We start from the raw sequence: 26,579 nt of genomic DNA on the forward strand, positions 1-26,579 counted from the left end.
ATTATAATAATAGTTGCCTAACAAATGAAGTTATTTTGTCTCATACTACTTGCAATATTAATCCCTACCTCTTACTTGGGGCAAAACTTAATCCCTAAGCAAAAGAAAAAGAAGTGGGGGTTTGTTGACAAAAATGATGAGTGGGTAATCAAACCAAAATTTCATGAAGTCAAGAAATTTAGTGAGGGCTATGCTTGTGTAAGAGTTAAAAACAAGTGGGGCTATATTGATCGCTATGGAAAAAAAATAACCCCACTCAAATATTCAGCAGCTATCCCTTTTGCAAATGGTTTAGCCGCAGTCAGATCTTCCGCTCCTCTTCCCGGCAATACAAGGGCCAACAACAATCAATACAAATGGGGCTATATTGATATTACGGGGACTATTGTAATTCCTTTAAGCTTTAGATTTGCTCATTCATTCGACTCAAAAGGCAGAGCTTTAGTTGAATTGTTTAAATTAAAAAAAGGAGAAACTTTTTGGATTGATAAATCAGGGCAAGCAATATCACCTCCATTTATTGAAAAAATTAAAGTTGGTAAACATTATAAAATCATTAACCAACGAAATGGAAAAGAAAAAGTATACCGCTACATAAAAGAAACTGGAACACCGATTACTGAATGGTATTTAAATGACTTTGCCTTAACAGGTGATTTAATCAAAGTTTGGTTACCGTCTAATCCAGAAAATGACACCATTGAAACCAATGCTTTTAAGGGAAACAGTAAAAAGAAGTTATGCGCTTATATGGATCAAAACGGAACTATCTTGAGTGATTGGTATTCAGAAATTAAGTCGTTTAAGAATGGGTATGCTCCTGTGAGGCACCATCACCTTTATGGTTTTATTGATCGTTCGTTTAACTTAACTCAAAAACCTCTATATAGAGAAATTAGTTTAATTAACGACAGCACTTACAAAGCGCAAATTGAATATGGAAAATCGGTATTACTTAATATAAAAGGAGTAGAAAAAAGCCTCTACTGCCATGAGTTTGAACTATACGCTGATGATTTCTTCTTAGGGGTTCACCAATTAAAATCAAGCTATAGAAACGAAACGAAATATGCTGTTTTTTCGGCGTATGGAAAACAGATTACAGGATGGTACAATAAAGTTAACGATATACACAACAACATTATTCGAGTGGAAGATGATCGCCCTCAATACATTGATAATAAACTTAAATACATTGCTAAATACAATTATGTGAGCCTCACTTCTGGAGAATTAATTTCTGACTGGAGACCAGCATCCCATATCAAATGGCAAAATAAGCCACCAAAAGATAGTCTGTTAAGCTACTTATTTATGACTAATCCTATCATTGAATTAGACCATCATTTCTTTGAAAAAATGTTTGTTAAGGAATTCGATCTCGATCACCGAGGCAAAAAAATCACATTTAGTGGAGGAGATTTCCATAACGGAATGGCATTGGTTGCGCTCACTACTGTTGAAAAAGAAACACAACATCACAAAATTACCACTACCTCTAATTGTAGTAAATATGGTTATATAGATTGGAATGGTGATTTGATTATCCCATATAAGTATGAAGAAGCAGGAGCTTTTAGAGATGAATATGCCGTTATTCGAAAAAATGGAAAATATGGAGCAATTAATAGTAAAGGGAAAAAAGTTATTCCTGAAAAATATAATCTATTGGGAGCTTATGGTAGTGGTTTATTTCCTTTTCTAGACAAAGAGGGAAAATGGGGCTATATTAACAGATCCAACAGAATTCAAATCAATCCAATATTTGATAATGCGCAGCCATTTTCTTACGGATATGCCTCTGTAAAAAAAGGAAGATATTGGGGGTTGATTGATGTAATGGGTAAAGAAATTATGCCATTTAATTATCAAAAACCTATCGTAGTTATTTCTCCTAAAAAGGTAAAATACTTAGAGAGTGGAGTTGGGTATATTGAAAAAAACATTAATGAATTATAACGCATAAAAAAAGCAGTATACAAGGTATACTGCTTTTTTATTTTCTTGTTGCTATTGGTTATCCCTCACAGCTTAGACACTCTTTCTTTTGTTTAAATTTTTGAGCGGCATTCATACTGTGTTGGTAATACATTGATTTTAACCCTAATTTCCAAGCAGTCACATAAATACTATTTACTTCTTTAATTGGCATATCAGGATGAACCATAATGTTAACTGATTGTCCTTGATCAATAAACTCTTGTCTACTAGAAGCTTGATATACGATCACTTTTTGATCTATTTCAGAATACGTTTTAAAAACATTTCTCTCATGCTCAGACAAGAAAGTTAAATGACTAACAGACCCATCGTTATCACGAATACTCTTCCATACATCATCTGTATTTCTTCCTTTTTCTTCAAGAAGTGTTACCAAAAATGGATTCTTAATTGTTGTCTTTATTTTAGCAATATCTTTCACATAATTATTCGACCAAATTGGTTCAATTCCTTGTGAAACTTGCCCTAAAATAAAAGCAGAAGATGTTGTAGGAGCAATTGCATTCAATGTTGCGTTACGTCTTCCATAACCTTTCATCACCTTTGGCTCTCCATAAAGTTTTGCCAATTCTTCAGATGCCTTATAAGACTTCTCTTTGATTGTTTTAAAAATCTCATTGTTTAAATAGTAAGCCTCTTGATCATCAAAAGCGATCATTTTAGATTGCAATAAAGAGTGCCATCCTAATGCTCCTAAACCTAATGCTCTATTGTCTTTAGCAAAGTTATAGGCTTTTTCCATAAACCTGAATGTTAACTGATCATCCTTATCACTAGAATCTCTGAAAACCTCTAACTTTTGGATAAACTCTTCCATTACCGCATCCAAAAAGTAAGTCAATGTTTCTACTGCATCTGTATCTTTCCATTTATCGTAATGCAATAAGTTAATTGATGAAAGACAGCAAACAAAAGACCATTCCTCATTAGTTGGTAACATGATTTCAGTACATAAGTTACTTCCGTAAATCTCTAAATTTTTATCTTTATAGACATCAACAGTTCCATTATTAGCATGATCTTTAAAGAAGATATATGGATATCCTATCTCTCCTCTTCTTTGTAAAACTTTTGCCCAGATATTTCTCTTCTCAGCATCTCCATCAATCATTTCTTGCATCCACTGATCACCTACAGTAACACCATGTGTCAACTCTTGAATAGGGTTTCCTTCTGTTCCGATTTCTAAGAACTCTTCGATATCCTCATGATCGATCGGTAAATACGGAGCAAAACGTCCTCTTCTTACAGAACCTTGACTAACTACATCAACCATCTTTTCAAACAGTTGCATAATATGAACTGATCCAGAAGAAACACCATTATTTTTTACTTCAGCTCCTCTTGGTCTCAATTTTCCAAAGTAACCAGATGTTCCTCCTCCTAATTTAGACATCATTCCTACTTCTGACTGACTATAAAGGATATCTCCCATATCATCAGCAACATGAGATCCAAAACAACTAATTGGTAACCCTCTCTTTTTTCCAAAGTTAGACCAAACTGGAGATGCTAAAGAATAATACCCCTCTTCCATGTAATGGTAAAATTTCTTCGCAAAACCATCTATCTTCAAAATGTTTTCTGCATTTTGAGCGATCTCCATGATTCTTTCTTCAGGTGAAACCCCTTCAGTTAAATAACCAGAACTCAAAAACTTACGGCTGTTCTCTGTCAACCAAGCTATATTCTTTAATTCGCTATTATTACTTATACCTTCTTTTCTTGCCTGAACTAATTGCTCATAGCTAGATGTCTTCGTCGTTTCGTTGTTCATATATTAAAATAAATCGTCTCCAGTTATACTTTTTGTTCTTTTACTATAGTTAATTGACCTTTTCACAAAAAAGTCCCCATGTTTAGTTGCAATGATTTCGTCATCAAACCACTCTGTCTCTGCAACAAGGTCTTTATCTACCTCAAATATTTTTTCAATTCCTATACTCTCTAATGAATTATTAAACCTGTTTTTAATAAACTCATTAATCACATTTTTAGGTAAGAAATCTAACTCTCCTTTCTCAAAAATCCAATCCACAATCTTACTTTCAGATTCAAAAGCTTCTTTACACATCTCTTGAACCATTTGGCTGTGTTGCTCATCAAACCAAGATGGATTTTCCCTCTTTATAATATTGATGATATCAATTCCAAAGTCTCCATGTATTTGTTCCTCTTTTGATGTTGCTTCTACAACATTTGAAATCCCTTTAAATAAGTTTCTATGCTTATTAAAAGACATGATTATCAAAAACTGCGAGAATAAAGAAACATGTTCGATAAACAATGAGAATAGCAAAATAGATTCAGCATATTCCTTGTTATCATCACTCTTAGCGTTTTTCAATGCACTTTCTAAGTACTGTACCCGTTTCATAATAACGGGCTTTTTCTTTAAGTTTTTAAACTCATTATTCAACCCTAATATCTCTAACAAGTGAGAATAAGCGTCCTGATGTCTAACTTCACTTTCTGCAAAAGTTGCTCCCACTGAACCAATTTCAGGCTTTGGCATTTTCTGGTAAATATCTCCCCAGAATGTTTTAACCGCTACTTCTATTTGTGAGATTGCCAACATGGTGTTTTTCAACGCATTTTTTTCAGTCTCTGTTAATGCTGTTTTATAATCTTGAATATCACTAGTAAAGTTAAACTCTGTATGAATCCAGTAAGAATGTCTTATTGCATCAACATACTCATTCAGTTCTGGGTATTCGTAAGGTTTAAGGTTAATACGCTTCTCAAAAATATTAGACTGACGGTTTCTTGCCTGTTCTACACGATATAGAATATAAGCCTTAGCAACATTATGAAATGGGCTATCCATTAACTTATCCTCAACAATATCCTGTATTTGTTCTACCGTTGGTGTATACGAGTTATCGCTTAATTTTCTTTCAAGCAATACGCCTAATACAATTTGAGCAATCCCCTCGGCATCTTCTCTTGACCCCTCTCCGACAGATTGCATCGCTTTATCGATAGCTTCTGTTATATTGGCAATTGAGAATGGTACAATCTCGTTATCTCTCTTTATTATCTGTGTAATTTGCATAGTAGGTAGATACTAATATTATATAAAATCCTTGTGAAAAATCGTGAATACAAATTAAGAGAATTTCAACCTAAAAGTAAAGGGTGATTCATAAAAGATATGAGAATGTTTTTAACAATTTGTTGGTTAGAAAAAAGAACATTTAACAAAGCCTTAAAAAATATTTCACACGGTCTTAACAAGTGATAAAATAGCTAAAAGCGTCCTTGATCAAGTATCAATGTTAACAAAAGGCACAAACAAAACAAAAAACAACACAACGCATTGATAGACAGTATTTTAAACCAGCAAAAAACATACTATTAACAAAGAAAAAATTACTTCAACATTGCTGTTAATAACTAATTATTGGTATAACTTTTTTTTCTCTTGTCATATTCCTTATTTTTTACTAAACAGTCCTAATATAAAAGCCTAAAAAACGATTACATCACTTCCTCTAAACATTCATTTTAAGTATTTTATTTTTAGGTATTAAAAACAACAAAATATTATTTTATTTTTTAGTTACAATTCAAAAAAATCATCTTAAAAAAACTTGATTTTCGGAAAAAAAATTACTGGTTTAATTTTTATCTACATTTTGGTGTGAAAAAACAAAATAGCCAGCGATAACAATCATCATTTTTCTTTCTTAAATTTATTAACGCAAAGATAATCAACTCCTTAACAAGAACGCTCTAAACAACCTGTCTTAGAAGAAAAGAAAGCTGAACACTCTTGTTAATAACATAAAAATAATGTGAACTCTTTTGCCTTGACTTATGGAAGTTTTTTTTGAATTTTTGTAGCCCTTAAATGACGAAAAACACCCCATCTATTAAACGAGACAGAATTAATAAACAAATATTAAAGACGATAAAATATGGACAATCCAACAACAAAGCCAACGGAAAAATTAGAGAACATTAATCTAGATAACATTTTACCAGAAAACACTGTTATTGAAGAACCCATATTAAAAGATAATCCTGAACGATTTGTTTTATTCCCAATCCAACACGATGACATCTGGCAAATGTACAAAACACAACAAGCCATGATTTGGACAGCTGAAGAGCTAGATTTAGCTTCTGATTTGGTTGATTGGAATGAAAAACTCAACGATAATGAACGTTATTTTATCAAGCATGTTCTTGCGTTCTTTGCTGCATCTGATGGTATTGTAAATGAAAATTTAGCAGAAAACTTTTTAAGTGAAGTACAATATACTGAGGCTAAATTTTTCTACGGTTTCCAAGTTATGATGGAAAATGTTCACTCAGAGACGTATTCGTTATTAATCGACACTTACATCAAGGATGCTAAGGAAAAAGATTATCTATTCAACGCAATTGAGACTTTCCCTCCTGTAAAAACAAAAGCTGAGTGGGCATTAAGATGGATTGATAATGGATCTTTTGCAGAGCGATTAATTGCCTTTGCTGCTGTTGAGGGAATCTTCTTTTCAGGGTCATTTTGCGCCATATTCTGGTTAAAGAAAAGAGGATTAATGCCAGGATTAACTTTCTCAAATGAGTTAATTTCAAGAGATGAAGGTTTACATTGTGATTTCGCTTGTTTATTATACAATAACCACTTAAAAAATCAATTACCAAAAGCACAAGTAAAAGAAATTATTACTTCTGCAGTAGAAATTGAAAAAGAGTTTGTTACAGAATCATTACCTGTTCGTTTAATAGGAATGAATGCAGACTTAATGAACCAATATATAGAATTTGTTGCGGACCGTTTATTAGTAGAATTGGAATGTGAAAAAGTATACAATGCTACTAATCCTTTTGACTTTATGGATATGATTAACCTACAAGGAAAAACTAATTTCTTTGAGAAAAGAGTGGGTGAGTACCAAAAAGCAGGAGTTAAAAATGGAGCAGGAGAAAACAATGCATTTAGTTTAGATGCAGACTTTTAATTATTTATTTTTTTAAACCCAGAACTAGATGTACGTATTAAAAAGAGATGGACGAAAAGAAGTTGTAAAATTTGATAAAATTACAGCTCGAATAAAAAAGATGTGCTACGGCCTTAACCCATTAGTAGTTCCTGAAAAAGTAGCGATGAGAGTCATTGAAGGCCTGTATGATGGTGTTTCGACAAGTGAACTAGACAATTTAGCTGCCGAAGTCGCTGCAACGAATACAATTACGCATCCTGATTACGCATTGCTTGCATCGCGAATTGCAGTATCTAACTTGCATAAAAACACCCATAAATCATTCTCTGCAACCATAGATGACTTATACAATTATATAGACCCTAAAACTGGAGAAAACGCTTCTTTAATTGCTGAAGATGTCTATCAAATTATTCAAGAAAACAAAGAAATTTTAGACTCCACAATTATTTACGACAGAGACTTTAGATATGACTTCTTTGGGTTTAAAACATTAGAACGCTCTTACTTACTAAAAATAAATGGTAAAGTTGTTGAACGTCCTCAACAAATGCTAATGCGTGTTTCTGTAGGGATTCACAAAAATGATATTGATGCGGTTATAGAAACCTACAACTACTTAAGTGAAGGATGGTTTACGCATGCAACGCCAACATTATTTAATTCTGGGACACCCAAACCTCAAATGTCTTCTTGCTTTTTATTAAAAACAAAAGATGACAGTATTGAAGGTATTTATGACACACTAAAACAAACTGCTCAAATTTCTCAATCTGCAGGTGGAATTGGTATTTCAATTCACGATATTAGAGCAACAGGCTCTTACATCAAAGGAACGAATGGAACTTCCAATGGAATTGTCCCAATGTTAAGAGTATTTAACGATACAGCAAGATATGTAGATCAAGGAGGCGGAAAAAGAAAAGGTTCTTTTGCAGTATACCTTGAGCCTTGGCATGCTGATGTTTTTGACTTTCTAGATTTAAAGAAAAACACAGGTAAAGAAGAAGCTAGAGCAAGAGATCTATTTTATGCACTATGGATCCCAGACTTATTCATGAAACGTGTTGAAGCAAACGAAGACTGGACCTTAATGTGCCCACATGAATGTCCTGGACTTTCTGATGTTCATAGTGAAGAATTTGAAGCGCTATACACCAAATACGAACAAGAAGGAAAAGGTCGTAAAACAATCAAAGCACAAGATCTATGGTTTAAGATTTGTGAATCGCAAATCGAAACAGGAACACCTTATATGCTCTATAAGGACGCTGCCAACTCAAAATCCAATCAGAAAAACCTTGGTACGATTAAGTCCTCAAACCTATGTACTGAAATTATTGAATATACTGACAAAGATGAAGTTGCTGTATGTAACTTAGCTTCGATAGCTTTACCAAAGTTTGTAAAAGACGGTACATTTGATTTTGAAAAATTGTTTGAAGTTTCTTATAGAGCGGCTAAAAATCTTGATAAAGTTATCGATGAAAATTTCTACCCTGTACCTGAGGCGAGAAACTCAAACATGCGTCACAGACCTATTGGACTAGGTGTCCAAGGATTAGCTGATGCCTTTATCTTAATGCGTTTTCCTTTTGACTCTGCAGAAGCTAAACAATTGAACAAAGACATTTTTGAGACCATTTATTACGCAGCCGTAACTGCTTCAAAAGATTTAGCAAAAGAAAATGGTCCTTATCAAACATTTAAAGGCTCTCCTATTTCTGAAGGTATTTTCCAGTTCGACATGTGGGGAGTAACCCCTTCTAATAGATGGGAATGGGATATTTTAAGAGAAGAAGTAAAAGAGCATGGTGTTAGAAACTCTTTATTATTAGCACCTATGCCTACAGCTTCAACAGCTCAAATCTTAGGGAATAATGAATGTTTTGAACCTTACACTTCGAATGTATATACTAGACGAGTACTTTCTGGAGAGTTTATTATCGTAAACAAACATTTATTAAGAGACTTAGTAAAACTGGGATTATGGAACGATAGTTTGAAGAATAAATTAATGGCTGCTAATGGCTCTGTTCAAAACATTGACGAAATTCCTCAAAACATAAAAGATTTATATAAAACAACTTGGGAAATTTCTCAAAAAGTATTGATCGACATGGCTGCTGATAGAGGAGCGTACATTGACCAATCACAATCGTTAAACATCTTTATGGAAAATGCTAATTTTGCTAAATTAACATCAATGCACTTCTATGGTTGGAAAGCAGGTTTAAAAACTGGTATGTACTACTTAAGAACAAAAGCTGCAACTGATGCAATTAAATTTACACTAGATAAGTCAGCTATAGAGGCTCCAAAAGCAAAAACAGAAGAGGAAAGACAAGCTGAAATCGCTTGTTCATTAGATGATCCAGATAACTGCGAAATGTGTAGTGGATGATCAAACAAACTTAACCAATCAACACAAGGCATAGTATTTAAATACTGTGCCTTTTTTTTGCTTGCATGGCACAATTCTTGAATTGTCTCTCCTCATGGAAAAAACTTTACTTTTAAACATCATTTTACTCATTAGTTTTAGCGGTTTTACTCAAAACAACCGTTTTCTAAATTCAATAGATAATCTAAAGTTTAGCCCTAAGGAAGTTGTCGTTAGAAATACGAATACAACCTTAGTGAAACTCAATTATCAACTAAAAATGTATGAAGGAAAACCAAAGAGTCTTAACCTTTCAAAAATGTTGAACTTCCATGCAAATGGCGCTGCACAGGAGGTTACTGCTTCTAGAAAACAACTCTTAATCAAAGTAAAACAGAACACTAAAATCAAAGACACCATTATTCTAAAGTATGCTTTTAAAAAAAGAGATGATATTCAATTTACAGATACCATTATCACTTTGAATTTTGATAAAATCCGTCAAAAAACATTAAATGAAATTGTAGTGGTAGAACCTATAATCAATGAGAACAAAGTTTCGATAATTAACTACCAAAAAATAGATTTTCTGTTAACTTTTAAAAATGGAAAACAAAGTTATCTATCTGAATATAGCGACATTTTATACCGTTCAGACTTCGATATCAGAGCAGATGGTCCTATAGAATACGCTTCTGGTTCTGTAAAAGGCAAATACCATGCTTTTATTGAAGGAGATGGTTACATCACGGTTTCTCTAAAAAACAACCCTGCGATTCAAACTACTAAAGCAGTAAAAATTAATCATAACGTGAAATACGTTTTAGACTTTGATAAAAGCTATATAGGTAGAAGAGGTAGGAGTGGCGATGATGGAACTGATGGACGAAATGGAAACACCTATAAAGAAGTCGTGAGCGAAAACTACAATATCTACAACAACATTTCTCATAATTCTATCGATGGGGAAAGTGGGAGAACAGGAGAAAATGGCAGAAGAGGTGCCCAAGGAGCTAATGCCTCTGAAGTCAATGTTTTTGTCAACATCGTGACTAACACAGAGGACCAACAAGCCTTACAAGTGAAAACCCAAAAAGGGAGCAGTTATTACACTAGATACCTTCCATTAAACAGCGACTTCTCAAGGCTTAAAATATACAACAGAGGTGGTGATGGAGGTCGCGGTGGTCATGGTGGTGACGGCGGCGATGGTGGTGACGGAAAAGCATTTACAATCATTGTAGAAAAAGAGAAGGAAGATCCTAATGACCGAAATAAAACAGTTGTAGAAAAGTCTTTTTACTATTACGAAGGAAATGGTGGTAATGGTGGCCACGGTGGTAATGGAGGTAACGGCGGAGACGGTGGCGATGGAGGTAATGTAAATATCTATTATGACCAAGCTTCTTCTGCTTATCTAGACCGCATTACAATTATTAACACTGGAGGCGATGGAGGTAGTCCTGGTTACGCAGGTGATGGAGGTGATGGAGGATGTAGAAAACGTCTATATGGCGAGGAAGTGATGAATAAAGGTAGAGATGGAAGAGATGGTGAAGATGGGGAGAGAGGTTATTCAGGAAGTAGAGGAAGAAAAGGAAATGTTAATTATATTCTACAATAGAAATGTATTTCTTTTCTTTGTGTAACAAAAAGACATTAATCTCGTTATAGTTACAACACACCAAACGATATGAAACGATACCTTATACCTATTCTTATTTGCTTGTTTGTAATTAGCCTTTCTTCTTGTAGGTTATTTAAAGGTAAAAACAAATGTGGCACATGCCCTTCATGGAAAGCGGATGTTCAACAAATTGATACACCTCAACAAGCTAAGGTTTAGTTTACAGACTACTAAATGAATAAAAACCTTGAAATCATTGAGCAGTTTCTTCCTGCAAATACAGGTAACTATGTTTTAGATTTACTCAAAAAATATCCTGTAAAATTTAAGATTGTTAAACCACGTAAAAGTAAATTAGGAGATTTTAAAGCATCTCCACAAACTGGTAATTGCCAAATAACAATCAACAATAACCTTGAACCTCTCAATTTTCTGATTACAACATTGCATGAAATTGCTCACCTGTATAACTGGAAAGAATATGGTAGAAATATCGCCCCACACGGAAAAGAATGGAAACAACAATACATTGCGCTATTTCAACCTATTTTAAATAATCAAATATTTTCTGAACAAGAATTAAGTATTTTAAGACAGCACCTCTCTAACCCTAAAGCTTCGAGTAGTGCCGATAAATCTTTGTCTAATCATTTTAAAAAACCCAATACCAAACACGTTAACGATTTACAGGCTAATCAGCTTTTTGAACTTAATGGAAAAATCTTTAGAATTGAGAAAAAACTGAGAACTCGCTACCTCTGTACTGAATTAAACAGCCAGAGAAAGTACTATGTTAACGGCCTAGCAATTGTTCAATTAATTAAACAATAAAGCAACTAACTTTCCGATTTAACGTTACTCTTTTACTATAAAAACGCTAAATTTGCATAATTTAACGTCAAACGAAGAGATTAAAAGATAACATGAGGAATCGATTACTGGGCATATTTCTTATTAGTATGATTAATTTTTCAGCATGGGCTTGTAGTCCTTATGCTGTTCCTACGCTGACCAATCAACAAATTGTTGGAACAGATTTAGTTCTAAATTGGACCAGTAACATTCCTTGGTCGTGTACCTATAAAATTACTACCGAAATTTCTTGTTTAAGCGGAACTCGATTATTGCCTTTACAAATCTCAGCCCCTATTTTTAAATCATCTGCCGCTCCTCAGGCCTACCCACAAGCACAAGTTATCGATATTAGCTCACTATGCAAAGGAGAGGTTTACCGTTTCCGAGCAAAAGATGGCGGAAGTGGCTGGACTCAATTTTATGAATTTACCATTGGCGATGCTTTTGAGGTCAATGTAACACCGGTAGATCCTATACTTTGTATTGGAGATTGTATTGATTTAACAGCTACGACACCAGACGCATGTAACCAAGTCTTTTATACTTGGAGTAACGGCTTAGGCTCAAGCTCAACAATATCTGTTTGCCCTACAACTACTACTACCTATTCGGTAACTGCATTAACCAATGGACTTTGTGGTCCTATTACAAGCACTGTTGATGTGACTGTAGAAGTTGTTGAATACCCTATTGGAGGTACAGCAAGCTCTTTTCCTGAGCACGTATGCGAAGGTGATCCATCCAGAATTAATTTAGTAGACTATCACGGTGACATCCAATGGCAAAGTGCACTTTCCAGCACAGGTCCTTGGACTGATCTTGTAGGAGAAACAGCCGACATTCACATTCCCTCCTCCACTATGGTTGACATATATTACAGAGCAGAACTTACCAACTACTGTGGATTAGAATACTCAACTGTGGCTGTTGTATATGCAGAACCCTACCCACAAATGCAATTCAACATACAAGATGGTTGTATTTATGACCCTGTTCAATTCCAGAATCAAACCACAATAGCCACAGGAAACATTATCAATTGGGTATGGGATTTTGGAGACTTTTCTTCTGGATTTTCCGAACATGAATCGCATTTATATGACCGTCCAGGAACCTATGACATCAAACTCACAGCAACATCCGACTATGATTGCATAAGCGAAACTACAGGACAAGTTACAGTAAACCCAAGTCCAATTGCTAACTTTGCGACGAGTAATGATTGCCAATATAATGAGATTAATTTTATTGATCAGTCTTATGTCGATAACCCAGATGATATTGTGACAACTATTTACGACTTTGGTGATCAATCAGCTTATGTTTCTGAAAACAACCCTGCTCACCTATATAACCAGCCTGGGAATTATAACATTACCATGATTGTAACGACCAACAATGGTTGTACAGATAACATCACTTTACCGGTGGAGATTTATCCTATCCCAATTGCTTCTTTTTCTGCTGATCAACAATGTGAAAATGAAGCGCCAACAAGCTTCACCAACCTTTCCTCAATAAGCTCCGGACAAATTGCTTTATACGATTGGAACTTTGCAGATGGAAACACTTCTACTTTCCCCAACCCGACCAACAATTACAGTTCAGATGGAATATACAATACTCAACTCATTGTACACTCTAATCACAACTGTACAGATACCATAGAAATCCCTGTAACTGTACTTAAAAAGCCTACCACCTATTTAATGGCCGATATTCCTGAAAGTTGCTCTCCTTTATGCGTAAACTTCACTGATTTTTCGCTACCTAATGCAACCAATATAGTCAATAGACATTGGACATTTGGAAACGGAGAAGAGTCGTTTGATCAAAACCCTAGTAGCTGTTTTTACAACGAAAGTAACACTGATGACATTACCTTTGATGTACAACTGATTACACGGAACGATTTAGGATGCTCAGATACTTTATTACTAACAGATTATCTTGAGGTCTTTCATAATCCTATAGCTCAATTTAAACCTGATCCTGAAGAAAAAAACATGTATCACCCAGAAATAGAATTTTTGAATTATTCTACAGGAGCAATCAATTATATTTGGGACTTTGGAGATGGAAACACTTCATTCGATTACGAACCAGTAAACAGCTATCCTGATACGGGACTTTACACCATAGAACTAGTTGCCTTAACCAACAGAAATTGCAAGGATACAACGTATGAAAACATTAGAATTTTACCTACTGTAAACCTTTATATGCCAAGTGCTTTTACCCCAAATGGCGACGGCGTAAATGATTTCGCAATCTTAAAAAGCTATGGAATTGTGGACCAAGGATACAACTACTATGTTTTCGATAGATGGGGAACTCTAATTTTTTACACCAACGACATCACCAAAGGTTGGGACGGGACCTACAAAGGTGAAGTAGCCCAGCAAGACGCCTATTTATACCGAATTGAATGTATAGATATTTTTGGAGAATCCCATTCTAAAAGAGGGCACATTAACCTATTAAAATAGAATTGATGCGATTATTATATTTACTATTTGGATTATTTTGGTTTCAGGCAATCATTGGCCAATGCCCACAAACTGCTATTGCCAATGTGACCGAACCTACATGCGCAGGAAATAACGGAAGCATAGAAGTTATAGCAACAGGAGGTACTGCTCCCTATGAATACAATATTGACGGAGGGCCAAATCAAACCTCTAATCTATTCAGTAATTTAGGTTTTGGAGGGTACACCATCCAGGTAATTGATGCCTCTGGTTGTGTTTACACGCTACAATCTGTAGTAAACTATAAGCCTGTTTCAATACAAACATTAACCTTATCTCCCACCTGTAAAGATTACTTAGCTGGATCAGTAAACATTATGGCGCAAGATGGAGACCACACCTATGAATACAGTATAGATGGCGGAACTACATGGCAAAGCTCCACTCCTGTTCAAGGCTTGGATTCTGGTTATTATAATTTAGTTATCAGAGATGGAGTAGGATGTATGGACGACTCTGTGATTCATATAGGTTACTCCTCTATCGATCCGATCATTACAACTACCAATGAATTATGTGATGGAACTATGGGAACCATTAATGTTAGTTTTCCAAACGCAGGAAGCTACGACTACACCATAGATGGAGGTTTAACCACTCAAACCACAGCCACCAATACCTATACCGTAACTGGAGGTTCCTACTCTTTTCAGGTAACCAACGCCGTAGGATGTTTAGAAACTGTTCCTGTTTTTGTCGATGCAGATTCTATTCACGGCTCTATTACTAATCATACCAACGAAACTTGCAACTATATGAATGGAGCTTTCAATGTCGCCATCACTGACGCTATTCCTCCTGTTGAATACAGTATTGATAATGGAGCTACTTTTGGAGCATTGAATACGTTTTCCGACTTAGACAATGACTTGTATTTTGTTGTAGCTCGTGACAGTAGAGGGTGCCTTTATGAAAACCCTGTAGAAATCATTAATAATGGAGGTGTAGAACTAAGCTTATCCAACGATACTGCTGCAATCTGTTTAGGAGAGGTAGCTACTATTTTATCATCAACGTCTGCACCTAATTGCACCTATCAATGGAGCAACGGGCAAGGAACTGATACCTTAATTCAGGTTTCTCCTCCTCAAAACTCCAACTATGAATTGGTTGTTACTGATCCTACCGGCTGTACGGACACCGCTAATGTAGCCATTATTGTTCATCCTATTCCTACCGTTAACCTCTCTTTACCCTCCATCGATTTATGCCCATACGACTCCATCCTTCTAACGGCTTCTGGAGCTACCAACTATGTATGGAACACTGGAGATACCACAGCAAATCTTTATGTAAAACAACCGGTAACTGGTGCTTATATTAAAGTAATAGGCTCTTCTTTTGGATGCAGTAACACCGACTCTACCCTCGTCAATATTGGGGGAGTAAACGCCTCAATATCACAAAATCAAAACATCTGTCTGGGAGACAATATCAATCTTTTTGTTAATGCCACTGGAACCAACCTTACCTATCAATGGAGCGCTGGATCTAGCAATACATTCTATCAAAACGTTTCGCCTACATCTACAACCAACTACCAAGTCATTGTTACAGACTATCTTGGCTGTAAGGACACTGTTAGTTCAACTGTTTTTGTTGACCTTACAACCAATTTAGAAGCTATACCAAGTACGATCAATGGCTGTACTGGTGACGAAGTCACTTTATCTGCCAATGGAGCCAATAATTACATCTGGAACAATGAAGATTCAACGACTTCAATTACATTCAACTTAGCGCAAAGCACAACTGTTGAACTTGTTGGTTATAACGGTGCATGTAGTGAGGTTATTTCTATCCCTGTAATTGTAAGACCTACACCTAGCGTTATGGCCTCTTCTAACACTACGAGTATTAATACTGGGGATCAAATTACTTTTGATAACACTGGTTCTAATGCTACTTACACCGAATGGAATTTTGGAGATGGTTCTACTTCTATTCTTGACCACCCAGTACATACCTTTAACTTTCCTGGAGCATATCATGTTATACTAACTGGATTTATTGGTGAATGTACAGCAACTGATACTTTATTGGTTTATGTTGGCTTTGCTGGCGTGGAAGAATTAGCCTATAAAATTCAAATGGGACCTAACCCAACCAACGGTCTTTTTAATGCTTCTATCTTTTTACAACAAAATGCATCGTTAACAGTCGACATTTATTCTATCACAGGAGAAAAAATCTTTTCAGAGAACATTCAAGACGCTCATGAAATGACCATTTCTCATGATTTTAGCGGTTACTCAAAAGGTATTTACATTTTAGATTTTGGAATTGATGGGACACATCTTATTAAAAAATTAATTGTCAATTAATGCCTATACTTAAAAGCATCGTTTTTTGTTTTTTGTTACTCTTCTTTTTGAAGAGTAATCATGCCCAAAACGCTTTTTTTATCCCTAATCAAGGGCAGGTCACTAATCAAAATAACAGCCCAGTTGACGATGTATTATACACATTGGTCACCCCACATTACAATGTTAATTTTTACATTAACCATTTCGCTTACGAAATCTTTTCTCCACACCAAAATGGAGTTCAAATTAATAGAGTGGAGATTTGGCCTCAAACCCTTTCTTCAAACCTTTCAATCTTACCTTCTAAAGCCACAAATAGAACGCATAATTTTTACCAAGCCAATAAGCATACAGAAACAATAAAAGAGTTTGAAAAATTGACTTATAAAAACGTTTGGAATGGTATAGATATTGAATTTTTTATCGCAGATCAGCAACTAAAATATAATTACATTGTAGCTCCTCAGGCCCCCAACACTATTACACTCGAAGTAAAAGGAGCACAACCCAACACCCTTAATCAAGAAATCTCTTATTTAAACCAAGGAAAAACACTATTAAATGAACGTTTTCCCACTTGTTATTGGGAGGGTGAAAATGACAACTTATTAGCAGATCTTAACATCATTAGTCAAAACACCAAGATACAACTGCGCTACCCTGCTCAAAGAACCAAAACCTTAATCATAGACCCAATAGCATACAGTGAACAAACCACTTCATATTACGGTGGTATTCACCAAGATTTTGCTGAGGATATTGTATTAAATCACCATCATGAAATCTTATTGACTGGATACACACTAAGTCTAAACAACATTGCTACAACTGGTGCGCATCAACAGTTTATTGATAATGTAGACAGTTATATCGCAAAGTTTGACTCTTCTGGAAATCGTTTGTGGGCAACTTACTTCGGAGGAAATGACTTTGAACGCTCATACGCCCTAGCAATTGACGACAATGATAATATTATTTTATCTGGCAACACCATGAGCATTAATGGTATTGCTACCCCTGGTGCTTACCAAAACTCCCTGCAAAGCGTAGATGATAATTTCATCGCTAAATTTACGACTAATGGTACGTTAAGCTGGGCCACTTATTTTGGCGGTAACAATCATGATTTTATTAGCGCTATTGCCACTGACCATCAAAACAACATTTATTTTACAGGCCATACAGCAAGCAACAATTACCCCCTAACACCTGATGCTCATTACGCTACTTTTTCGAACACTGAAGTCGCTTATTTTACGAAAATATCTGGTACTGGACAGTTGCTACACAGTTCTTTTCTTGGAAATGGAGAAGGAAAAGGAAATGCAATAGAAATCTATAATAACGTCATTTATATTGCTGGTGCTACAAGAGCTCTCACCAACATCAGCTTTTTGAACAGTCATCAAAACACCATAGGTGGCGATTGGGATGGTTTTCTAATGAAACTTAGTGCTTCCAATTACCAACCTTTGTTTGGAACTTATTACGGAGGAATCTCAGAAGATAAATTCAACGGCATGGCTATTTCTGAAGGAAATATTTACCTAGCGGGATACACCAACAGTTCAGCTGGAATTGCCAACAATAATGCTTACCAAGCTTTAAAAGCAAGTTATGAAGACGGTATGCTTGTTGCTTTCGATACGCTTGGTAACCATTTATGGGGCAGTTATTACGGTGGAAATGGAACCGACTACCTCAACGATTTAAGCATTGAAAACGACAATATTTGGGTTGTTGGAGCTTCTACAAGCAATAACTTATCTGTTGATTCTTCTTCTTTTCAACAACAAACCAATGGTGGTTACGATATTTTATTAACCAACTTTACAACCAATGGAACGCATCAATGGACTTCCTATAAAGGTGGAAGTTCGGATGACTATGCAAACGCTATTGCTATCAATTCCTCTTCAAGTTTCTTCTATTGTGGAAATACAGGAAGTAACAACAATTTTACGACAACAAATGCTCACCAAGTTTATTATGGAGGAAATGCTTTTGATGGTTTTTTATCTAAAATTTGCCAACCTCAATATCCCACTTATTTATCTGAATTAAATGACACCATTAGCTTTTGTATGGGTGATTCTGTTACCATTAATAGCATTAACAGTTTTTCCAATTATTTATGGAGCAACGGCAATACTCAAGCTAACATCACCATTAAAAGCCCTGGTGATTATTTTTTACAAACAGTTGATAATTATGGTTGTCCTGGCCGTTCAGACACCTTAACTGTTATTGTGTTTTCTGACACAGTTACTATCCAAAACAGCTCTGAATTTCTGTGTGAAAATGATTCTGTATTATTGGCTCTTCCTATAGGTTACTCTGGTCATTATTGGAACAACAGTTCCAACTTAGACAGTCTATATATTCAGCAAACGGGGGACTATTGGGCAACTGTTGTGGACAATAACGGCTGTGAATTTATATCTGATACTGTGACTATTGGTTCATCTGTTCAAGCTTATTCTATCAACATATTGGGAAGTCCAATTATTTGCTCTGGTAATGAAGTTATTTTATACATTAACTCCTCTGGATTAGCCAATTACAGCTGGAGCAACAATGCACAAACGCCTTCTGTTAACATCAATACTCCGGGTGATTACTGGCTAACGGGAACCAATATCGAAGGCTGCCCTATTTATTCCGATTCGGTAACAGTTGTTGTCTCTAATTTTCAAAATCAAAACGTGAGTCTTAACCTTTCTGACTCTGTAGAAATTTGTGAGGGTAATGGAGTGCAAATTAATGTCAACGAGCCTTTTGTTAGTTACGAATGGCAAAACGGCTCTACAAATAGTCTTTTTAATGCCACTCAAGAAGGATTGGTTTATGTTTCTGTTGTTGACACGAATGGCTGTACTTCAAGATCAGACACTGTAACTATAAGTTATTTTGACACTCAAGAAATTCATGTAAATTATCATGAGCCGCTCACCATTTGTGAAGGTGATAGCCTTTATGTATCTACCAACGATAGCCTTTCTCAAATTGAATGGTACAATGGCTCTTCAACACAAGGGAATTGGGTGGATGACAGCTTAGTTTATTATACAGCTTATGACCTCAATAATTGCCTACTCTACTCCGATACCGTTTCAATTTCTACCCACGCTCGTTTTACTCCTTCGATAAGTGTTTTGGAAAATCCTTATTTCTGCAATAATGCACCAGTACTTCTTCTTGCAGCTTCTGATTCGAGTACTTGGAACACCAACACAATGAATGATTCTATCTTCATCTCTAACGATGGGGCTTATTTTTACACGTTATTAGACACAACTGGTTGTATTTGGAACTCTGATACACTAACCATTGATTTTATCGCTCCAAAACCATCAAACATTGTTTTAGACCAGCAAGAGCTTTGCATTGGAAACTCTGTTATACTGCAACAAGCTAACAATGGTGATTTTATTACTTTTTATTGGAATGATTCTATCTATTCAGAATCTTTTAGTTTGGTTTTAGATTCTGCTCAAACAATATATGTCTCACTGGAAGATCTTCATTATTGTCATGTTGAAGACAGCATTGATGTAATAGCTGAAAAATGCTATAGTAACACTTTAATCTATCCTAATCCTGCTAAGGACTTTCTTAAGATAGAAAGTCCTAATAAAATTCAACACTATACACTATACAATAGTTTAGGAAGCTTGGTTGATAAGCAAAACATCAACCTCAATACTTTTTCGATTGCTCTTCACACATTCGAAACAGGAATTTATTTTATTGAACTGCATTCCTCTATAGGTCGAGAAACGTATAAGTTTGAAGTGATTCGATAAGGTTTTCTAAAGCCTTTTAGTTAGACGGCAGCTATTAGCTAAACATTAATTGTTTTTTCCCGCTTCTTTTTAATCTGCGCTCTTCTTTTTAAAGCTTTTTGTTGTGCCTCTCTTACAAAGTCTTTTAATTCAATAGATGCGTTATTCTGAGCTATTACCTTCAAGACTTCTATACCTTTGCTATAATTCTGAATATAATATTTTGGCATCTTGTTGTAGGCTGTAGAATAAAAATTGAAACAATAGGTATGTCTTGTCCAACTTCCTCCAGACCTACTAGCTATACCTCCTCCCATTTGAGCAACTGAACTTAATGTTATTTTGTTTATTGTATCCAACGGGTATTTTCTCCATATTTTTAAGACGATAAATTGAGACAGAATTTGAAGTTCGCCATCCTTTATGCGAATTGCACTCTGATGTACGAATAGTCCTATTGAAACCAATAAAACAATACTTCCTAGGTATAAATTTAGAGCAGCCAATCCAAAAGAGGAAAAAAAAAGAAGAACAGCCCACCCTATATATGCTTTTGTATAGCGCTTATACACTTTTTCTAAGTTATTTATGCTTTTACTTTCTATATTTTGCTGGTATTTCATCTTCCATAAAGTCCGGAACAAAAAAAGGTGGAGCTGGCGGACCTTTATGAGGTCGCTGTATTTCTTCAAATCTGAAATTGGACATTACACGATAAAACCATTTTCTTAATTCACCAGGGGTCGTCATCAATTTAGGACGCTTTAAACTCACGGAGTTATCATCAGGATTTAATTCCAATTCTCCTGTAAAAACAAAATAATACTTAGCAAGATTATTAGGATTGGGATCTTCTTGAAACATTGAAAAACCACAATTAAAACTAAACTTATAAGCGGTTGCAGTATATCTTATTTTTTGGAGTGCCAGGTAAGGAAAAAATTTGGGATACAAATTTGCATGTTGTGTCATTCTATTTACCCACTCTTTTCTTTCATCTTTTGACATGCTAGCAGTGTCTATGTCTATAAATGAAAAATCATTTTGTTGAAGTAGTTGAAACAAGCTATCGGCATAATTTAATACTAAACTTTTCTGCGATGGATTTAAAACTATGGCTTCATTTGAAGTTTCACTTTGTTGAGCGACTAGCATTAAACTCCATAAATTCAAGAGCAACGTCAGTCTTAAAATCTTTTTTCTCATCTATAACTCTTTTTCAACCTACGCAACTCAACTGCTTGCTTTCCCAATCACATTTGCGATTACTCCAAGCCCCTTGGTAATTTCTTCCATTTGCAACAAAACTTGAGCGGTTTGATTATCTTCTCCTAGACCACTCATCTTTTGGGACTTTTGATATACCTCTTTTATTACTTGCCAACGTTGAGCTTCCTCTGGAGAAAGCATCCCTTGCAATTCTTTAAATTTTAGCATATTTGCCTCTGCTCCAGTTGTTAACGTCTGGGATTCATTTTCATAATGCGATAAAATAACGGTCTGCAATTCTTTATCGTTCATGATAGGAACTAGTTTTTCTACAATTTTATTCATATCTCTATACGAACCTTGTAGTTTAAACGGAGGCTCTGTTCTGTATTTATCTTCCTGACCTGCCGAAGCAATGTATTGCGCATTGACTTTTGTAAGTGTATCTCTTACCTGAATTACTTTTTCTAATAAGGCTGTATACTCTTTTATTTCTTGTCCCGAATGATTCCCCTCAAACGCGATCCCTTCTTGCGATCCTGTTTCTACTACTTTCAAAAAGGCGTAAACATCTTTAAAACTTTTGGCTACCAATCGTTGTAACACAGGATTAGATGTTAAACTATTTTCTATATAACTTAAATTAAACACGGCTGCTTTTCCTCCTGTAATATCTCCCAAGTTGTATATATCAGCACGATTGGAAAGCATATCGGGAATTTGAAATTTATCGCCACTTTCTGTATAAGGATTTCCAGCCATAACAATGGCTACTTTTTTCCCTCTTAAGTCATAGGTTTTACTCTTTCCTTTGTAAACTCCCTCTATTTTACGCTGCGCATCACATAAAGAAATAAACTTTTGTAAAAACTCTGGATTACAATGCTGAATATCATCTAAATAGATCATAACATTGTCTCCCATTTCGAATGCTAAATTGAGTTTTTCGATCTCTTCTTTTGCACTTGCGTTAGGCGCCTCAGCTGGATCTAAAGAAGTAACTTGATGTCCGATAGTTGGCCCATTAATTTTCATAAACACTAAACCTAAACGATTGGCGATATACTCCATTAATGTTGTTTTCCCGTAACCAGGAGGAGAAATTAACAATAACATCCCCATAAGGTCTGTTCGTTTATTCTCTCCAGCCGCTCCCATTTGCTTCGCAAGGTTATCTCCTATTAATGGGAAATACACTTCATCTATCAGTTTATTACGGACAAACGACGTCATTACTTTGGCCTTAAATTCATGTAAACGAAGCTCGTCTTTAAATGCGTGAATGATCTCTTTTTTTAGGGTTTGGTATTGCTCAAACTTTGGAACACTTACCGTTTTAAAATCATACATTTTTGCATAAAAGCGATTGTAGTCAAAATCATAATCTGCATCAACGACAGTATGATTTCCTTGAAAACCGGTTAATTTCTGCCCTGTTTTTACTTTAATCACCTTTGGCTTATCTTGATCTGAAGATATTACTGAAATTGCAACCTCTTCTACATAAGCTTTTAAGTGCATATTCTTTGGAGTCGCTTCTAAATATGCATTTAACCAATTTTGCATTAACAAAATCTGACTGACTGCAGATGCATCAACAGAATTTAAAGATTGATTGAATATTTTCTTTGCATTTACTTTAGTTAAATAGAGGTTAAACTGATCGTACAGTTCTAGCGCTTCCTGACTCAGGATAAATTGATCTCCTCGACACACTTCTTCAAACAGATAATTTGCAGCATCAGTTATATTTGCCGCTGTATAGAGGTTGGTTTCCATCACAAAAGACTCCATCAGTTGAACCAGAGTTGTTTTTAGCTGTTTAAATTCATTGGTTTCGGGGAAAACTTCTATGACAACTCCTGCTGCTTTTAATCGAGCATTTAGCGCTTCTTTTTGTGGTACATCAATATATTTTTCCCAGAAAAACTTTGCGCAAGCTCTTTCATAACTGCTATACACCAATAAATCAGCATGTTTAGCTATAGTTAACGCTGTTTTAAGAATCAAATGAGCATCTACATCATGAATTCCTTTGGCATAGCCTTCCTCATATTTACTAGCCATTAGCTGCTGCACAATAGCCAATTGCTCTTTTTCTTCAAGCATTAAAAATTCAGTTTCAGAAACGGGCTCCTTGATGGCTAGTTTCTGTAGAATTTGATAGGCTAAATACTCCGCTCTATATACCTGTTTATTTTCTGAAATATAAGCTTGATCCCAAACGGATTCTGTTGCTAAAAACTCTGGATTAGTTACAGGCTCAAAATAATTCGTTCCTGTTAAATGAAAACACATTTCCCCATTTTTTAAAACAATGGTTAAATCCAACGGTTGGGTATTGACCGAAAATTGATGCTTCCCCATCTGAATAATATCTTTCCCATCAACAAACAGCTCAGTTTTATCTTTTAGCTGTCGGAGCGCATCTTCTTTTACGGTTTTAAACTGACTTTGTACATCATCGGCCTTAACAGCATCTTTTAATTCGATTAATTGCGCTATAATATCACGGATTTTTCCAACCATGATATCAGAAGCAAAATAGCCATTTATTTCGACTGGTGTTTTAAAATTGGCTACCCTATTTTTAATCCCTTTTAGTATTCTCTCCGCCGATTGTTGTAGTGTAGTAGCGCGTTTATTACGACTTTCAATTAAAGCAATTTTTCGCGATTCAAAGGCGTTGTATACTTCTTCACGTTTCTCTCCTACCAGGGTAATAAACTCATCAAACTCCGAAAACTTACCCTCTAGCTCTTCGAGTTGCACCATGAGTTTGGTTAAATACTCATCACATTTTTCAGGAGTTTCAGAAATATCCAAAAAGTTAACCACACTTTGACTAATTAACTTAATTTGACTATTGAACTCTGCCTTTCCTTCTCGTCCTAATAATACTTTACGTTTTTTCTTAAGTGCTGCATTGATTTGGTTAAACTGTGCATAAATATCAGAAATAGCGTCGATAATCTTAGTTGTTTGCGTAGCATCCTCAATTTTTAAATTACTAACAATCTCTATCAACAATTCCAACTCAGCAGAAACCGCTAAAACTTTATTTTCTAATTCATTAGCATCTACAACTTTCTCTAATTGACCAATTGTTGTTTTTAAACCGTCTACCTTAACTAAATAGGGAGCAAGCGATTTCTCGTCTAACAAAAACTGAACACAACGCTGTGATATATCTTCTTGATGTTGGGCTATTTGCTGATCTAATTCCTCTACTAAATCAACTTCAACATAACGTAATTCTTTTAATTGTATAATACTTCCTCTAACGCCTCTTATCTCTCCCAAAACCTCAACAAAATGATCAATTAAATCGAAGTTTTTAATTTTAATCGCACGCAATAAGTTTGCTACAATTTCTTGTGTTCTTTGTGTTTCTTCTAGTGTATGTTGTTTTACTTTTACAACTTTATCAAACTCATCAATAGCTGAGGAAGCTGATTCTTTAATCGCTACTAAAGGCTCATGAATATCGGCTACTGTTATGCTATCAATCCAATGATAAGTATCCAAGACATCGTTGGCTCCCTTTACAATATCTAGGTATAAATTGGCGTAAGAATCTTCTTTGTAAATCAAACGAATCACCTCATTACATTCTGACATTGCTTTAACAATATCTTTATTTCCTATCTTTTGTAATTCAGAATCGTTTTTTTCTGCTGGAACGAAACTATGATCTAAAAATGGTGTTTGCCAAATTTGAACCGCGTGATGCTTTTTTTGTTCATCATCATTCTTAAAGAAACACATTTCTCCATTGTCAAAAATAGAATAACCGTGGCAAATAATAGGGGTTTCTACTTTCTGTTCAATAATGTTGTAACTTAACAAGATATATACTCCTGACACTTCATTGTAAAACACATAAAGAAAATCCTCACCATTGGGTGATGCAATTCTTTTTTCGAAAATCATATTTTCTAATTGATTTTCGAACAGTTTATATTCCCCTGATTGCAGGTAGTAACCTTTAGAAAAAATCAGTCCATGGTCGTCTGGTAGTAACACTCCTGATTTTTCTAATGCATCTATCCGTGTAACCGTTTTGATTTTATTGTTAAAAACCAAATAGCGGAACTCTTTTTCTTGATAGGGTTGTATTTTTAAAACAACTAGATTTCCAACTACAGCGTAGTAAACTAAAGCATCGTCTAAGGTTTGGTCTTTATTCGCTACTGGCTCTGTATAAATGCCTTTTCCTGAAGCGGTATTGTCTTCAATTTTTATTGTTAAATCCCCTCCTACTGTTTCAACAAAAACAAGATCTTCGATAGAAATATGTGGATGTTCTCCGCTTACATGCTGGTCTCTTGTTGTTTTGATCCATTGAAACTCATGTTGTTCAGGATATGCAAGTTCGTATTCAGAACGGTTATCAACATAAATTAATTGTTGGCCTTTAACATTCCATTTAAATGCCTTAACATCGTTTACAGAATTTCCTACTTGAAAGACAAAATACAGGAAAGGACCTTGTTCTACAAACTTTAAAAACTCTGCATTTTTATAATACTTATAAAGATTATGAAAATCTGTTTGAAACGCTTCGTCGTTAATTAAATCATACGCAATTGGAGTAAAGTTATGATCGGCATACGCATACAGACTAAAAACATCACTGATCTTAATTTCAGTTCGAAGGCCTATATGTACATTGTACCCAAAAATAAAGGCGTCTCCAACTGGAACCATATCACGAGGTAAACAATTGTTTTCTGTAGTAATTCGCTCAGTAGAGACTAATGCTGTTTCTATGGCTCCAAAAACATTTTTACGTTCAACATTTAACGCGTGTAATTGCTCTTGTAATTGCTTTCCATGTTTAGATAAACGATCCCTAATGATTTCGTAAGTACCGCCCTCCAATTGTATTTCTTCGTTACGCTCCATGGCTTTATCTTGCTTGGTCTGC

The 26,579-nt window shown here is 35.2% G+C and carries 13 protein-coding genes; 8 read left to right on the forward strand and 5 right to left on the reverse strand.

Annotated elements, in window-relative coordinates:
- Nucleotides 1–24: 24 nt before the first annotated feature.
- The gene (locus tag N4A35_09905) at nucleotides 25–1,959 is read left to right on the forward strand and encodes a WG repeat-containing protein (protein ID MCT4581719.1); all 1,935 of its coding nucleotides are present in this window, start codon (nucleotides 25–27) and stop codon (nucleotides 1,957–1,959) included.
- A 58-nt stretch (nucleotides 1,960–2,017) separates the two neighbouring features.
- Here the strand turns inward: N4A35_09905 and N4A35_09910 are convergent, their stop codons facing one another.
- Nucleotides 2,018–3,778 carry a ribonucleoside-diphosphate reductase subunit alpha gene (locus N4A35_09910; GenBank protein MCT4581720.1) on the reverse strand — a complete coding sequence of 587 codons (1,761 nt, stop codon included), beginning with the start codon at nucleotides 3,776–3,778 and terminating at the stop codon, nucleotides 2,018–2,020.
- 3 nt (nucleotides 3,779–3,781) lie between these two features.
- Nucleotides 3,782–5,056: a ribonucleotide-diphosphate reductase subunit beta gene (locus tag N4A35_09915; GenBank protein MCT4581721.1), complete on the reverse strand. Its 1,275-nt coding sequence runs from the start codon at nucleotides 5,054–5,056 to the stop codon at nucleotides 3,782–3,784.
- An 865-nt stretch (nucleotides 5,057–5,921) separates the two neighbouring features.
- Here N4A35_09915 and N4A35_09920 point away from each other — a divergent pair.
- The 7 genes from N4A35_09920 (at nucleotide 5,922) to N4A35_09950 (ending at nucleotide 20,461) form a co-directional block, all read left to right on the forward strand.
- Nucleotides 5,922–6,971, forward strand: coding sequence for a ribonucleotide-diphosphate reductase subunit beta (locus N4A35_09920; protein ID MCT4581722.1), 1,050 nt, complete (start codon nucleotides 5,922–5,924; stop codon nucleotides 6,969–6,971).
- A 28-nt stretch (nucleotides 6,972–6,999) separates the two neighbouring features.
- Nucleotides 7,000–9,357: a ribonucleoside-diphosphate reductase subunit alpha gene (locus N4A35_09925; protein MCT4581723.1), complete on the forward strand. Its 2,358-nt coding sequence runs from the start codon at nucleotides 7,000–7,002 to the stop codon at nucleotides 9,355–9,357.
- A 94-nt stretch (nucleotides 9,358–9,451) separates the two neighbouring features.
- Entirely contained in the window at nucleotides 9,452–10,960 is a 1,509-nt protein-coding gene (locus N4A35_09930; protein MCT4581724.1) for a hypothetical protein, read from the forward strand.
- Between the two features lie 237 nt (nucleotides 10,961–11,197).
- Nucleotides 11,198–11,794: a SprT-like domain-containing protein gene (locus N4A35_09935; GenBank protein MCT4581725.1), complete on the forward strand. Its 597-nt coding sequence runs from the start codon at nucleotides 11,198–11,200 to the stop codon at nucleotides 11,792–11,794.
- A 128-nt stretch (nucleotides 11,795–11,922) separates the two neighbouring features.
- Nucleotides 11,923–14,307, forward strand: a complete 2,385-nt coding sequence (locus N4A35_09940; protein MCT4581726.1) for a PKD domain-containing protein — start codon at nucleotides 11,923–11,925, stop codon at nucleotides 14,305–14,307.
- A gap of 5 nt (nucleotides 14,308–14,312) precedes the next feature.
- Nucleotides 14,313–16,673, forward strand: coding sequence for a PKD domain-containing protein (locus N4A35_09945; protein ID MCT4581727.1), 2,361 nt, complete (start codon nucleotides 14,313–14,315; stop codon nucleotides 16,671–16,673).
- Nucleotides 16,673–20,461: a T9SS type A sorting domain-containing protein gene (locus N4A35_09950; protein MCT4581728.1), complete on the forward strand. Its 3,789-nt coding sequence runs from the start codon at nucleotides 16,673–16,675 to the stop codon at nucleotides 20,459–20,461. Before N4A35_09945 ends, N4A35_09950 begins: the two co-directional genes overlap by 1 nt.
- Before the next feature lie 38 nt (nucleotides 20,462–20,499).
- Here N4A35_09950 and N4A35_09955 read toward each other — a convergent pair whose 3' ends face one another.
- The 3 genes from N4A35_09955 to N4A35_09965 are packed head-to-tail and all read right to left on the reverse strand — an operon-like array spanning nucleotide 20,500 to nucleotide 26,557.
- A complete protein-coding gene (locus tag N4A35_09955; protein MCT4581729.1) occupies nucleotides 20,500–21,063 on the reverse strand; it encodes a hypothetical protein in 564 nt (187 codons plus the stop codon).
- On the reverse strand, nucleotides 21,035–21,646 hold the full coding sequence (locus N4A35_09960) for a hypothetical protein (protein ID MCT4581730.1): 612 nt from the start codon (nucleotides 21,644–21,646) through the stop codon (nucleotides 21,035–21,037). The genes N4A35_09955 and N4A35_09960 overlap by 29 nt, the downstream gene beginning before the upstream one ends.
- A gap of 27 nt (nucleotides 21,647–21,673) precedes the next feature.
- Complete coding sequence (locus N4A35_09965) at nucleotides 21,674–26,557, reverse strand: DNA repair ATPase (GenBank protein ID MCT4581731.1); 4,884 nt, start codon at nucleotides 26,555–26,557, stop codon at nucleotides 21,674–21,676.
- Nucleotides 26,558–26,579 lie beyond the last annotated feature (22 nt).

The organism is Flavobacteriales bacterium (assembly GCA_025210295.1).
Classification (GTDB): Bacteria; Bacteroidota; Bacteroidia; order Flavobacteriales_D; family Parvicellaceae; genus S010-51.